The organism is Streptomyces spinosus, from assembly GCF_020400655.1.
Lineage (GTDB): Bacteria > Actinomycetota > Actinomycetes > Streptomycetales > Streptomycetaceae > Streptomyces > Streptomyces argyrophylli.
On sequence record NZ_JAINRC010000020.1, the window covers coordinates 153,943 to 168,446 of the forward strand.

The following is a 14,504-nucleotide window of genomic DNA, read 5'->3' on the forward strand; positions in this document are numbered from 1 at the left end:
GCCGCGGAACGTCTCTCCCCATGAGAAGGGGGTTCCCGTGTGGCCGGAGTGCGGCCGGTTGCGAGAGTGACCAGGGTGATTAGGGTGGAAAGTGACAGAAAGTAACCTATACGTCAAAGGGGGCAGATCATGCGTGCCAGCCACTGCAAGCGATCCGCCGTCCTGGGCACCACCCTCATCGCCGCCACTCTCGCCCTGAGCCCCGTCGGCATCCAGCAGGCGTCGGCGGCGTCGCCGAGCGGAACGCACGCCGGCGCCACCACCACGCTCCAGCGCGACAACAGCTACCGGCAGGGTTACAAGGCCGGGTTCCGTGCCGGGTGGTCCGACGCCAAGGACGACTGCGAGAAGAGCGGTGGGAGCAACAACTTCGCCAGGAACAACGGCTCTTACACCCGTGGTTACACCGACGGCTACTCGGACGGGTACACGCGGGCCGAGGACAAGTACTGCTGAGCTGACGGGGCGTCAACGCACCGCGTCAGCCCGCCGGGCCCCGCCCTCGGCGCAGAGCGGAGAACCTGGGCCGGCCCCCGTCAACCACCGCGCCGGCGAGAAGACTTGAGCCGGTCCAGGCTTGAAGCGGTCGTGTCCTGGGCACGGACCTCCTACCGGCGCGCAGCCGGACGGTGTCGGCAGCAGGAGGGCCTCATGGACCGTCGGATCCGGGTACGTGTCAGCCGGCGGCCCGCCGCGCCGCGCGGGCAGGAGATCGACCGCAGGACGCCCTCGGGACGCATCCTGCCGTACTGACCGCCGGCCCGTCCCCCCGGTCTCGAAGGCCGCGCGGCGCCTCGCCCGCCCGCCCCGCGCGGACGCGCACCCCGTCCAGGGGAGCCGAGGCGCATACTGGGCACTCATGGAACCGTGCGGCTGGGAGACGGCGTGAACGCAGCTGAACCGGCGCGGCCCCGGCCGGCCGTCGTGCCGGGGCCGAAGCCCGCGGCGCCGCGGCTCGACGTGTCCCCGTTGGCCGGGCGGAGCGGATTCCGGGCGGCGGGGGAGGTGAGCCTGCGCACGCGCGGCATCTGGGAGCGCGCGCTGGAGCGGGCCGTTCGCGAGGGCGAGGACGTGTACTACTTGGAGCTTTCCGCGCTGACCTTCGTAGACGTCGCGGGCGCCGGCGCGCTGGCGGCCGCCGCCGGCGGCCTCGGCGGGCACCGGCGTCTGGTGCTGGACCGGCCCCCGCACGCCCTGCCACGGATACTGGACCTGCTGTGGCCCGGTCTGCCGGGGATCGAGGTGCGGGCGTCATGACGACCACGACCGAGCCCGTGGACCCGTTCGTGCATCCCGCCTTCTTCTACGCCGGCGCGCGCGAGTACCTCGCCGGCACCGTGCCGTTCGTCCGGGCCGCGCTGACGGCCGGCGAGCCGGTCGCGGTCGCCGTCCCCGGCGAGAACCTGCGGCTGATCAAGGACGAGCTGGGCGCCGACGGCGCCACCGTGCGCTTCCTCGACATGCGTGAGGCGGGACGCAACCCCGGCCGGATCATCCCCGGTGTGCTGCGCGCCTTCGCCGACGCCCAGCAGCCCGGCCGCCGGGTCCACATCATCGGCGAGCCGGTCTGGGCGGACCGCAGCCCCGCCGAGTACCCGGCCTGCGCCCAGCACGAGGCGCTCATCAACGCCGCGTTCCAGGGCCGCGCGGTCACCATCCTGTGCCCCTACGACACCGCCCGCCTGGACGAGCGGGCGCTCGCCGACGCGCACGCCACCCACCCGGTCGTCATCGCGGAAGGCTCCGGCACCGAACGGCCCAGCGCGGCCTACGACCCCGACACCGTGGTCTCCCGTTACAACGAGCCGCTCCCGTCCGCCCCCGGCGCCGGCCCCGGTGTGCTGCGCCTCTCCTTCGACGAGGACTCCCTGTCCGCCGTACGGCACCTGGCCACCGACCACGGCGCCCGGCTGGGCCTGACCGGCCTGGGCCTGGAGAACCTGGCGCTGATCACCGCCGAGCTGACCACGAACAGCGTCGTCCACGGCGGCGGCACCGGCACCCTCACCGTGTGGCCCGAGGACGGGTACGTGCTGTGCGAGGTCCGCGACGAGGGCCGCCTCGCCGACCCGCTGGCCGGCCGCCGCCCCGCCACCCGCGACCAGCGGGGCGGACGCGGACTGCTGCTGGTCAATCTGGTGGCGGACCTGGTCCGTACGCACACCGGCCCGCAGGGCACGACGATCCGCGCCTACCTGCCCCGCTGACGGCACGCCCCGGACGGGCTCAGGTGGCGAGCGGGTCCAGGACCAGCGGTTCGATCCGGCCCTCCAGCATGGCGCCCAGGCCCTGCGCCGCGCACACGTCGGGCCGCTCGGCGATGTGCACCGGCATCCCGGTGGCCCGCCGCAGCATCTGGTCGAAGCCGGGCAGCAGCGCCGAACCGCCGACCATCACGATCCCGCGGTCGGCGAGGTCGGCCACCAGGTCCGGCGGGCACTCGCGCAGCACCTTGCCGATGGCGTCCAGGACGGCCGTCAGCGGCGTCTGGATCGCGTTGCGCACGGCTGCGGTGTCCACCCGCACACTGCGCGCCAGCCCCGTCGCCACGTCCCGGCCGTGGATCTCGGTCGACGCCGGACCGTGCGGGGTCAGCCCGTTGCCCGACAGGGCCAGTTGCAGCGGCCGCACCGCCTGGCTGGGCAGCATCAGCGCGTGCGCGTGCCGCAGGTGCTGCACGATCGCGTGGTCCACGGCCTCGCCGCCCACCGGGATCCGCTCGGCGGTGACGATGGAGCCCAGCGAGAGCACCGCGACCTGGGTCGCCGCCGCCCCGCACACCATCACCATGGTGGCCTCGGGCCGCTCCACCGGCAGCCCGCACCCCACCGCGGCGGCGATCAGCGTGTCGACCAGCTCCACCCGCCTGGCCCCCAGCCCGACCAGCGTCTCCGTCGTGGCGCGCCGGGCCAGCGGATCGGCGTCGTAGGGGGCGCAGGCCGCCGCCCGCAGCCGGGGCCTGCGGCGCAGCGCCCGGCGCATCTTGTCGCCGAGCAGGTGCCGCAGCATCCGCTGGGCCATCTCGATGTCCACCACCGTGCCACCGGCGATGGGCCGTACGACCCTGATGTAGTCCGGGGTGCGCCCCGTCATCCTCTCCGCGAACTCGCCCACGGCTATCAGCGCGCCGGTACGGGTGTTCACGGCGGCGACCGAGGGCTGGTCCACGACCAGACCGGGGCCCTTCACATACACCCGGGTGCGGGCCGCCCCCAGGTCGACGGCGAAGTGACAGCGGCGCAGCCGCTCCAGGTCGACGGTCACGGCGGATCCTCCCGAGTGCGCGGGCCTTGAGGTTCCCGCCTGTCCGGCGGGCTCACTGGAATCCTGCGCTGGCCCGGGAGCGGGCGCCTTTCCTGGGCCGCCGGGCGGGGTGCCGCCGAACGGGCGTATTTCCCGGCCGCCACGGGGTGTCGGCGTGTCAGCGGGCGCGCAGGGCCTCCTCCAGCGGTTCGAGGGAGGAGACCGTGACCTCGCTGCCGCCCTCGCGCAGCAGGCGCCGGCCGGCGGCGGTGGGCGCGTAGCCGACGAAGCGGAGGCCCAGCTGCTGGGCGGCGGTGAGTTCGGCGACCGAGGAGCTGATCAGCACACACGAGCGGGCCGGCGTGCCGACGGCGTCCAGGGCGCGCAGCAGACAGTCGGGGTGCGGCGTGAGCAGGCTGAGGTCGGCGCGGCGGCCGTGGACGCCCGCGAGGGGCAGCCGGTGGGGCTCCAGACAGCGGTGGACGGCCTGGGTGGACACGTCCGTCACCACGCAGACCCGGCGGCCGGACCGGTGCAGGGCACGGACGAGCGCGAGGGAGCGGTGGGTCGTGGGCGCGTCCGGCACGGCCCGCAGCTCCAGCTCGTCGAGCCGCGCCCGCAGCAGCGGGCCGAGCCCGTCGTGGGCGAAGGCGCGCAGCAGGTCCAGCGGGTGCGCGAACGCCTCCCGGCCCAGGGCGCCCGCGACCGGCAGCGGCCGGCCGCTGAGCGCGTCCGGCGGATCGCGGTGGTCGGCGACGACGGACAGCAGGTCGAGGACGGCCTCCCGGGCCGTCTGCCCCGGGAACAGCCGGGCGAGGGGCCCGTCGAAGCCGACCAGCACCGTCTCGGCGCCCGACAGCAGCGCCGCCAGCCGCCGCCGGGACGGGACCGGTGGCTCCGCCGCCGGCGCGGGCGCCCACTCGGGGACCAGCTGCACGGCGTACGACACCGCCAGTCCCGGTACCGGCCAGTCGTCCACCGCGGCGTTCACCGCCCGCTGGGCCGCGCCCGCCCGGCGCGGCGGATAGCGGCCCGTGACGGGGGCCGCCGCGCCGCGCAGGTGCTCCAGCAGGACTCCGGAGACACCGGTGACCTCGGCGCGGACGAACGCCACCGGATCGTCGACCCGCCAGGACAGTTTCACCGCGGCGGTGAACGCGCCCTTGCCGGAACTCGGCAGGGACACGATCTCCCGCGTCTCGTGCGGGGTGAGGTCGACCGTGTAGTACGTCTCCGGGCGGGGCGGACGCGTGCCGTAGGGGCGGATCGGGTCGAGCAGCGCCAGCGGGCCGCCGGGGCGGGTGTGGACGACGGCCGTGCGCCCCGGTGCGGGCACGCCCAGCTCGCGCAGGTCGGCCGTGATGAACGGGCCCCGCACCAGATCCCGCTCCCCGGGCTCGGCGGACCCCGGCCCGAGCGGGCAGTACCAGGCGGCCGGCGGGCTGTCCGGGGCGCTGTCGCGGAACAGCGGCCGGAACCGCTGCGAGCGCCGGGCGACGGAGCTGGCGGCGAAGTCGTCGTAGAGGGCGGGCGGTACGACGACCACCACGTCCGCGGCTTCCTCCGGCGGCCGGACGGGCGGCCGGCCGAACGTCACCCGCAGCCGCGGCGGGTCGCTCAGCCGGGCGAGCGCCTGGGGGAGTTCGCGCAGCACGGCGACGAGGACCGGCAGGAGATAGGCGCCGGGCGCGGTGCGCACCAGGTAGCCGTCCGGGCGGACCTCCGCCTCGTAGCGCCGGGGGCCGAGGGAGCCGCGCGCGAGGATCTCGTGCACGGTGGCTTCGAGCGTGACGCGGGCCTCCGGGCGGCCGGTGAGGCCGTCGGCGGTGAAGTGGATCTCGGCCCGGCCGGCGGCCGCCGCGGCCGGCTCGCTCCGCGGCCCCCGCCCCAGCCGCAGCAGCCGCTCGGCACCGCGCCGCTGTTCCTCCGGGCCGCCGGAGAGCAGCGCGGCGACGGCCGGGGCCAGCTCCGTCCCGAGCACGTCGGAGGCGCCGGGGTACAGGGCGCGCGCGATGCCCCCGAGCGCCCGGAGCGCCTCCTCCCGGTCCCCGTGGACCAGTGGCGCGGAGTCCAGGCAGGTCAGCACCGGCCCGCCGGCGGCGAGCACGACGGAGCGCGTGGTCAGCTCGCCGCGCGGCCCGTCCTGCGCGTGCAGGGCGAGGACCGCCTCGGCCAGCGGCGGCAGCAGTGCGCGGACCTCCTCGGCGGGCAGGCCGTCCGGGGCGTCCCGCAGGCGCCGGCGCAGGGTCGGGCCGGCGACGGACTCCCGGACCAGGTACGGGGATCCGTCGGCGACGCCGTGGTCCCGCACCCGTGCGATCCCGGGGTGGCGCACCTCGCCGAGGCGCCGGCCGAGGTCCAGGAAGGCGGCGGGGGAGGGGCCCGGCGGATACCGGCGCAGCACGACGAGGGAGTCACCGTCCCGGGTGTCCCGCGCGAGCCAGCCCGTGCCGTCCGTGTCCTCGGCCCGCCGCAGCAGCCGGTACCGTCCCGCGAACAGCTCCCCGGCGCCGTCCGCGGTCAGCCGCCGGACGCTGTCCTCGCTGACCGTGGCGAACGGATCGCCCTCCGCGGCCGTCCCCGCGTCCCGCGCGGCCGGGACCGACGCCCGGAACTCGCCCGGTGCCCGGCCCGCCCTGCGGTCGATGAACTCGCCCACGCTCCGCAGGAGTCCGGTGGTGCGGTGGCGTTCGGTGCGGGGCAGGCCGAGCAGCAGCAGCTCGCGTACGCCGTCCCGGAAGGCATAGGAGCCGGGCGGGCCGTCCGGGGCGGTGGTGAGCATCCCGCTGACGATCACCTCGGCCAGGTGCCGGGGGCGCGGATCGGGTTCGACGGCGGCCTGGACCAGGCGCATCACCGGCAGGTCGGGGCGGCCCACCGCGAGATGGCCGGCCAGCCGGACCGCCTCCGGGGAGGCGGTCGCCCGGAACCGCAGGACCAGTTCCTCGGCGGACAGCAGCCCGACGTCCGTACGGTCTGCGGCGTCCGCCGGCAGGGGGCGCCCCAGCCGGGCGGCGGCGCCCGGGAACCCCCCGCCGCCCGGGGCCGCGAGCAGCCCGGCCCAGTGCGCGAGCCACCGCGGCTCCGGCTCCAGTACGGGGAGCGGGACCGTGCCGCCGGACACGGCGGACTCGGGCGGCTCGTACGGGGTGAACGCGAGCGTCGCCGTGGGGGCGGCGGGGTGCGGGGCCGACAGGGTGCCCGGGACGGTGGGCAGGGCGGTGTCCCGCCACAGGTGTTCCGGGAGCGGTTGGACGACGGCAAGGGGCATCCGTCGCGCCCAGCGGCGCAGGGTGGCGAACCAGCGGGTGCCGGCGGGGCCCTCCCGCCACTGCGGGCCCGTGCAGTCGCTGATCAGGAGGGTGACGGTACGGCCGTCGGCGGGGGCGTGCGGGCCGTGCACGGTGCCGTCGGCGGCGGCGCGGTGCAGGGCGACCGTGCGGAAGGCGCCGGACTGGGCGAGGACCGTGTGCAGTTCGCGGACCAGGGGCCGCCAGACCGGCATGGTGGGGCCGGTGTCGTGGACCAGGTTCAGGCGCAGCCAGCGTTCCCGCGCGGGCCGCAGCACCGGCAGCCACCAGGCGGGGTCGGCGCCGAGGCGGGCGATGCGGTCGGCGGTGGCCGGCTCGTCCAGTTCCAGGCCCACGGGCGCCTCCACCCGGCGTCCCAGGGGGCGCAGCGCGCGTTGCAGCGCGAGCGGGTGGCGCAGCATCGGGGGCGCGGGGGCCAGGAGCGGGGTGTGGGACCGCTTCGCGGCCGGGGCGGGACGGCGGGCGGGCAGGTACAGGGGGACGCGGGAGGGCGGCTGGGCGGCGGGCTCCGGCTCCCGCACCGGCTCGCCCGGCGGAGGGGGCGGAGCCGAGGCCGGGGCTTCCCGGTCCGGGGTCCCGGGCCCGGCGGCGGCCGGTGCGGCGGGGCCGGCGGGAGCGTCGTCGCCGGCGCCGGGCGTCATGTGCCGGGCCAGCCAGAGCAGTTCGGCCAGTTCCCGCGGGGTCGGGCGCACCCCGTGGGACGCCTCGGCCAGGATGTCGGCCAGGCGGACGAAGGGGTCCGCGGAGCCGGGGCGTTCAGCGGCCCGGGAGGATTCGGAAGCCATCAGGAGCCGTCAGGGGTCTCAGAAGACGTCGGACGGCGCGGTCTGCCCCAGGTACGGCATCAGCTGTTCGGCCAGCCGGTCGAGGGAATCGGCGTCCAGGTCGGCGGAGCGGGCCAGGTAGATCGCGTTGAGGAGCTGGTCCGTGGCCAGGTCGCCGGTGCCCGCGCGGGACAGGAACCGGTCGATCAGGGTGCGCGCGTGGGCGTCGGGTTCGCCCAGGTGGGCGCGGACGATCCCGGCGAGCTGCCGGTCGTCGGGCTGCCGCAGGTGCAGGGTGACGCAGCGGCGCAGGAAGGCGGGCGGGAACTCGCGCTCGCCGTTGCTGGTGAGGACGACGAAGGGGAAGGCCCGGCAGCGGACCCGCCCGCGGGCCACCGGGACCCGCTCGTCGGTGCCGTCGGCCAGCACCTCGGCGACGCCGTCCGGCGCGTGCCGCGCGGCACGCACCAGCTCGGGGATCTCGTACTGGCCCTCCTCCAGCACGTTCAGCAGGTCGTTGGGCAGGTCGAGGTCGCTCTTGTCGATCTCGTCGATGAGCAGCGCGCGGGGCCGGGCGTACGGCAGGAGGGCGGTACCGAGCGGGCCCAGGCGCAGATGGTGCTCGACGCCCGACCGGTCGTCCGCGTCCCCGGCCCCGCCCTGCCGGGCCGCGTACAGCCGCGAGAGCGGGTCGTACTGGTAGAGGCCGTCGTGGAGCGTGCTGCGGCTGGTGATGTTCCAGCGCAGCACCGGGCCGAGCCGCAGCTCACGGGCGACCGCGTACACGAGCGAGGACTTGCCGGTGCCGGGCGGGCCGGTGACCAGCAGCGGGCGGCGCAGGTACAGGGCCGCGTTGACCAGTTGGACCGTCTCCGCGGTGGCCTGGTACGTCTCGGCGCGGTGGGTGCGGTCGGGGGAGACGGCGGAGGCGTCGGCGGACGCGTCCGGTGCCGGGAGCGCCGGCCCGCCGTCGAAGTCCCGCCAGGGCGGCGGCGGGGGCAGCTCGGTGATGCCGTCGTGCGGCGCGTTCGTACCGGTGTAGACGGGCCACAGGGGCATGGGCTCTTCTTCTCCGTGGGGGCGGTTCGGCCGGGCGGTGGGTCAGGCGACGGGCGAGTGCAGGCTCGCGGTGGTCCCGGGGAAGCAGCGCGGGTCGTCCCAGAGCAGCTGGAGGTCTCTCGCCCAGTGCAGCTCCGGCTCGTCGGCGGCGTCCGCGGTCAGCCGCAACGACAGGACGTGGCGCGGGAGTTCGGCGGGCGGCACACCGGCGACCGAGGCGGCGAGCCGGTCGAGGAAGGCGGTGCCGGGGCAGGGCGGACCAGCGGGGGCGGTGTCCGCGCGGGGTGGATCGGCGGGGGCGGTGCCGGGACCGGGGGGAGCGGCGGGCCCGGTGCGCGGGCCGGGCGGGTCCTCGTGCGCGGCGCAGGGGGAACCGGTGCGCGGCCACAGCAGGATCGGGACGGGCACGGTGAGACCGACCTCGAAGTGCTGCCGTGCCGCGGCGGGCGGGGCCGCGTAACCCGCCACCCCGGCGTCGCCGTCCCAGAGCCGTTTGCGCAGGCTGGGCGGCCGCTCCCGGGTGCCGCACTCGACCCGGTGCACCTCGACCCCGCCGCCGGAGTCCAGCTTCTGCCACTTCTTGCGCAGCTGGTGGCGCAGCCGGCCGCTGTGGTGGCGCGCCCGGTCGGTCACCACGAGGGGGTAGGCGCAGCCGAGCGGTGTGCTGTCGTCCGTGCCGCACTCCCAGTGCGCCACCGCCTCGTTGAGCCACTCGCGCGGCAGGACGAACGTCACCAGCTCGTCCGCGTCGGGGGCGAGGTGGGCGACGGCTTCGTCGATGCGGCTCTGGACGTAGGCCCGCACCCCGGTGCGCGGCAGCCTGCGGGCGCCCACCGGCCGACGCCGCCCGTCGCGGTAGGCGGACACCTCCACCGTCACCTGGTCGGGACCGGCACCGCTGTGGTCGATCTCCACGACGACCGGGGACCAGGCGGGGGCCGCCGGCGTGCCGGCCGGGACCCGCGTGTCCGGGGCCGGGGTGTCCGGGGCCCGGGTGTCCGGGGCCGCCGGGGTCGGTAACGCCGCCTTGGCCTCCAGCAGTTCCAGCAGCCGGCCGGCGAACCTGTCCACCGCCCGCGGATCGGGGACCTCCCACTGCACGTAGGCGGCGGCGGCCCACAGCGAGGGGAAACCGCCCGGGGGCAGCGGGGGCCCGAAGGCGCCCACCGCGTCCACGTACAGCCGGTTCGGGTCGCCCACCCGGCCCGCGGCGGCCCCGGCCCGGCGCAGCAGGGCGTACAGCCGCCTGCGGGCGTCGTCCGAGCCGGGCGCGGGCACCAGTTCGCCCAGCTCGGGCCAGTACCGGGCCAGCACGTCCGGTGGCAGCATCCGGCCCTTGCGCACGTCCGGCGACGACCCCACGGCCGCGGTGACCATCCCGGCCACCCGGCCGTCCGGGAGCGTCGCCGCCGCCCCGCTGAACCCGTCCACGAGCGGCTGCCCGTGCCCCTGCCACGCCACCAGCTCCAGCCACTCCCCGGCGATCAACTGGCCGGAGACGGCCTGGCACTCGGCGAGCGTGCCCTCGTCGTAGCCCTCGGGGAAGCCGTACGCGACCAGCCGCGGGTACGGCTCGGTGTACGCGGCGTCGGGCGGGGCGAAACCGGCCGGGGCGAGCGGGACGTCACGGTCCAGTTCGAGCACGGCGACATCGCCGGGGTCGGTGACCTCGCCCGCCCAGCCGCCGTGGGCGACGACCGAGGCGGACAGCACGCCCAGCTCCCTGGCGTGCGGGAAGGTGACGGTCACCGCCGCCGCCTCGCTCCGGCCCACGACGTGGGCGCAGGTGAGCAGCCGGCGGCCGGTGACCAGGAATCCCGCCCCGACCGCGTCGCCGCAGGCGATCCGGGCCTGCCAGGCAGCGGCACGCATCACCGGTCGGCGGACTCCGGGCCGGGCACGGTCCGGTCGGGCGTGGCCTGGCCGGGCAGGGCCGGCGGTGAGGCGTGCTGCGCGGACGCGGCCCGCGCGGGCGGGTGCTGCACCACGGCGGCCTGGTCCGGCACCTGCCCGGGGGACCAGCTGAGCTTGACGACGAGATGGCCCTCCGCCGACCCCTTCGCGATGACGGCACCGGCCTCGGCGGACAGCCGCACACCGAACTCGATCTCCACCGCGTCCGGGCACAGGCTGCCGTCCCGGAAGACCCGCAGCGCGGACGCGGCGGCCGCCCGTACGCCGTCGAGCGCTCCCTCGAAGGTGCGCGCGGCCTGCGCCGGTCCGTCGCCGCGCGAGACGAGGCGGGCTCCCGACCGGGTGCCCGCGGCGCCCTCCACCACGACGAGCGCGCCGTCCTCGGTCCTGAACTCCACCAATTCGTCCACGGTGACGCTCGCTCCCCCGTCGTACCCGACCAGTGACCACCCCATGTTACGGACGGTGCGGCGGGAGTCACACATACGGCACCGAGGAGCGGGCCGTGTTCCGGGGCGGGCGAGAACCCGCCACGGCGTCTTTCCGTCAGCGCCGGCCAACTCCCGTACGACAAGCGGCACATCACACTCGTTCCAGCACGCGACGCACTCGGCGCACACGAGAAGAGGCGTGGATGAGCACAGGATCAGTCAGACGCGGGGCCGCCCTGCTCGCCGCGGGGCTGGTGAGCGCCCTGCTCCCGGCCGGCCCGGCGGTCGCGGCACCGCGTCCCCAGGGCCCCGGCGCGAGCGGCACCACCACCGTCACCCTCGTCACCGGCGACAAGGTGGCCGTCACCGACCTCGGGCACGGCAGACAGACCGTCACCGTACAACGGCCCGTGGGCGCCACCGGCGCCGTACGCACACAACGCGTCGACGGCCGCCTCACCGTCGTCCCGGACGAGGCACTGCCGTATCTGCGGGCCGGCACCCTGGACCGGCGGCTGTTCGACGTCAGCGGGCTGATCCGGCAGGGGCTCACCGACGCCCAGGCCGGCACCCTGCCGCTGATCGTCGCCTACGGCAGGAACGCGCGGGCGGCGACCCCGGCCGGTGCCGAGCGGACCCGTGCGCTGCCCAGCCTGCGCGGCGCCGCCGTGGAGGCCGGCAGAGGGCGCGCCTTCTGGCGGTCGTTCACCCGGACGCCCGGCATCGACAAGGTGTGGCTCGACGGGCGGGTGAAGGCCGAACTCGCCGAGAGCAACGCCCAGATCGGCACGGCGGCGGCCTGGGACGCGGGGCTGACCGGCAAGGGCGTCACCGTCGCCGTCCTGGACACCGGCGCCGACCTCGGCCATCCCGACCTCGTGGACCGGGTGAGCGCCGCCAAGAGCTTCGTCGAGGGCCAGGACGTCGCCGACCGCAACGGCCACGGCACCCACGTCACCTCCACCGTCGGCGGCAGCGGCGCCGCCTCCGACGGCAAGGAGAAGGGGGTGGCGCCGGGCGCGACCCTCGCCGTCGGCAAGGTGCTCGGTGACCAGGGCTCGGGCAGCGAGTCCCAGATCATCGCCGGGATGGAGTGGGCGGCACGGGACGTGCACGCCCGGATCGTCTCCATGAGCCTGGGCTCCACGGAGGCGAGCGACGGCACCGACCCCATGGCACAGGCGGTGGACACCCTCTCGCAGGAGACCGGCGCGCTGTTCGTCGTCGCCGCCGGCAACACCGGCGCCCCCTCCTCCATCGGCTCACCGGGCGCCGCCGACGCCGCCCTCACCGTCGGCGCCGTCGACTCCGCCGACCAGGCCGCCTGGTTCAGCTCCGCCGGACCCCGGTACGGCGACAACGCCCTCAAACCCGACCTCGCCGCCCCCGGCGTGGACATCCTCGCCGCCCGCTCGGGGCTCACCGGCGGCACCGGCCCCTACACCTCCATGAGCGGTACCTCCATGGCCACCCCCCAGGTCGCGGGGGCCGCGGCACTGCTCGCCGAGCGGCATCCGGACTGGACCGGCGCGCGGCTGAAGGACGCGCTGATGTCCAGCTCCGCACAGCTCGACGCCCCCGCCTACACCCTGGGCGCGGGCCGGGTGAGCGTGCCGGACGCGGTGCGCGCGACGGTGACCGCCACCGGCAGCGCCGACCTCGGCTTCCACCGCTGGCCGTACGCGGCGGACGAACCGGTCACCCGGACCGTCACCTACACCAACTCCTCCGGCTCGCCGGCCGAGTTGCGGCTGTCGGTGCGGGGCGCCCCGGACGGCGTCGCCCGCCTCGCCGACGACCGTCTCACCGTGCCCGCCCACGGCACGGCCTCCACCACCGTCACCGGCCACGCCGCCAAGGCTCCGACAGGCGCCACCAGCGGGCAGATCGTGGCCACCGACCCGGCCGGCGACCCGGTCGCGCACACCGTGTTCGGACTGGTCAAGGAGGAGGAGCGGTACACGCTCACCGTCCACGTCAAGGACCGGTCGGGCGCGCCCGCCGCCGCCGACCTCACCGTGCGGCGGCTCGCCGAGGGCGCGGACGCCGAACCCGCCCGCGTCGGCGACTCGGGCACGCTCCGGCTGCGTCTCGAACCCGGCACCTATTCCCTCGCCACCTTCCTCGACGTGCCCGGCAGCCACGGCCCCGACTCCCTCGGCCTCGGTTTCCTCACCGCCCCCGAGATCACCCTCGACCGGGACCGCGACATCACCCTGGACGGCCGCACCCTGCGCGAGGTCCGCGCGGACGTGGACCGGCGCACCGAGACCCGCCAGCTCGTCATGGAGTACGACCGGAACGCGAACGGCGCCGACCTGTTCGGCGCGGTCCAGGTGCCCCTCACCTACGACAGCGTCTTCGCCGCGCCCACTCCACGGGTCACGCAGGGCACCTTCGAGTACCGGACCGTGTGGCGGCTGGCCAAGCCGCGGCTGGAGGTCGAGGGCGTCGGCGAGGCCACCGTCCAGCCGGGCGGCACCCTCACCGCGGGCCGCACCCGGCTCCCGCTGGTGGACGTCGGCGACGGGCCCGTCACCGGGGTGTCCGGCAAGGCCGTCCTCGCCCGCCTCGCCCCCGGCGCCGACCCGGCCGCGCTCGCGCGGGCCGCGCAGGACGCGGGTGCCCGGGCCCTGTTCGTCACGGACGACGTGCCCGGCCGGCTGATGGCCTGGTGGGGTACCGACGACAACGCCGACCGGCCCCTGCTGATCGCCACCGTCGACCAGGCGGACGCGGCGCGCCTCAGGGCGGCGGGCCGGGCGGACATGACCGGCACCACCGACTCGCCGTACGTGTACGACCTCTCCGAGGGCCACCGCGGAGCCGTCCCCGACCGGGACCTCACGTACGCGCCCGGCGCCCGGCGACTGGCCGCCGTGCACGTCACCTTCCACGCCGCGGGGCCGCGGAGCGGCGACGAGTTCCGCTACTCGATCACCGGCACCTTCCCGGTCGGCCTCGGCTTCCGGGAGCGCGTCGCCCTGCCCGCCGAGCGCACCGACTACGTCTCCACCGGCCCCGGCCAGCTGTGGCACGAGTCCGTCACCGCCGGCGACGGCGCGCTGGAGGAGCGCGGCGGGCTCGTCCGCTACGACGGCGGGACCCGGCCGGAGCTGCACTGGTTCCGGCCGGTGTGGCACCCCTGGCTGGGCACCGGACTCGGCTGGGGCCAGCAGCGGGCCGGGAACCGGATCCAGGTGAACGTGCCCGGCTGGGGCGACGGCGGACCCGACCACACCGGCTTCGGCGACGTGTGGAGCGAGGACAGCGGGATGCGCCAGACCACCTCCGTCCGGCTCGACGGCACCCTGGCCGACCGGAACACCGGCTCCGCCGCCTACGTCTGGGACGCGCCCGCCGACGAGCACACCTACCAGGTCGTCACCGACACCGCCCTCGACGCCGCCCGGTGGCCGCTCGGCACCCGGGGCCACACCGAGTGGACCTTCCGCTCGGCGGCCACCCCCGAGGACCACTGGACGTACCTGCCGCTGATCAACCTCTCCTACGACCTCGACACCGGCCTCGCCGGTGCCGTGCGCGGCGGGCAGCGGGTACCGGTCGGGATCGGCGCCGCGTACGTGGCGCACGCCCCGGGCACCGGCAGGCTCGGCGGCGGCCGGCTGGAGGTGTCGTACGACGACGGCACGACCTGGCGGACGGTCCCCCTGAGCACCGGCCGGGACACCTCCTGGCGCGGGCCCCGGCGCGGGCCCCGCGGCGCGTCCTCCGTCTCGCTGCGGGCCTCGGCCCGGGACGACAAGGGGGGAGCGGTGGCG

Annotated in this window: 9 protein-coding genes; 4 read left to right on the plus strand and 5 right to left on the minus strand. The window is 76.5% G+C overall.

From position 1 onward, the window contains the following. The first annotated feature begins 129 nt into the window (after positions 1-129). The 3 genes from LG395_RS33170 (at position 130) to LG395_RS33180 (ending at position 2,207) form a co-directional block, all read left to right on the plus strand. Positions 130-456, plus strand: a complete 327-nt coding sequence (locus tag LG395_RS33170; protein WP_225812309.1) for a hypothetical protein — start codon at positions 130-132, stop codon at positions 454-456. Positions 457-885: 429 nt separating this feature from the next. Next, positions 886-1,257 (plus strand): STAS domain-containing protein, encoded by a 372-nt coding sequence (locus tag LG395_RS33175; protein ID WP_225812310.1) that lies wholly within the window; start codon positions 886-888, stop codon positions 1,255-1,257. Continuing rightward, a complete protein-coding gene (locus tag LG395_RS33180; RefSeq protein ID WP_225812311.1) occupies positions 1,254-2,207 on the plus strand; it encodes an anti-sigma factor RsbA family regulatory protein in 954 nt (317 codons plus the stop codon). The genes LG395_RS33175 and LG395_RS33180 overlap by 4 nt, the downstream gene beginning before the upstream one ends. 19 nt (positions 2,208-2,226) lie before the next feature. Here LG395_RS33180 and LG395_RS33185 read toward each other — a convergent pair whose 3' ends face one another. From LG395_RS33185 to LG395_RS33205, 5 genes are all read right to left on the minus strand, one after another. Beyond that, positions 2,227-3,264, minus strand: coding sequence for a rod shape-determining protein (locus LG395_RS33185; protein WP_171156621.1), 1,038 nt, complete (start codon positions 3,262-3,264; stop codon positions 2,227-2,229). A 157-nt stretch (positions 3,265-3,421) separates the two neighbouring features. Then, complete coding sequence (locus tag LG395_RS33190) at positions 3,422-7,339, minus strand: SAV_2336 N-terminal domain-related protein (protein ID WP_225812312.1); 3,918 nt, start codon at positions 7,337-7,339, stop codon at positions 3,422-3,424. An 18-nt stretch (positions 7,340-7,357) separates the two neighbouring features. Continuing rightward, positions 7,358-8,377 (minus strand): AAA family ATPase, encoded by a 1,020-nt coding sequence (locus tag LG395_RS33195; RefSeq protein WP_171156624.1) that lies wholly within the window; start codon positions 8,375-8,377, stop codon positions 7,358-7,360. Between the two features lie 42 nt (positions 8,378-8,419). Beyond that, on the minus strand, positions 8,420-10,249 hold the full coding sequence (locus LG395_RS33200; protein WP_225812313.1) for a VMAP-C domain-containing protein: 1,830 nt from the start codon (positions 10,247-10,249) through the stop codon (positions 8,420-8,422). Then, positions 10,249-10,746 carry a CU044_2847 family protein gene (locus LG395_RS33205; RefSeq protein WP_225812314.1) on the minus strand — a complete coding sequence of 166 codons (498 nt, stop codon included), beginning with the start codon at positions 10,744-10,746 and terminating at the stop codon, positions 10,249-10,251. Before LG395_RS33205 ends, LG395_RS33200 begins: the two co-directional genes overlap by 1 nt. Positions 10,747-10,925: 179 nt before the next feature. Here LG395_RS33205 and LG395_RS33210 point away from each other — a divergent pair. Next, on the plus strand, positions 10,926-14,504 hold a 3,579-nt coding region (locus tag LG395_RS33210), incomplete at its 3' end, for a S8 family serine peptidase (protein ID WP_225812315.1).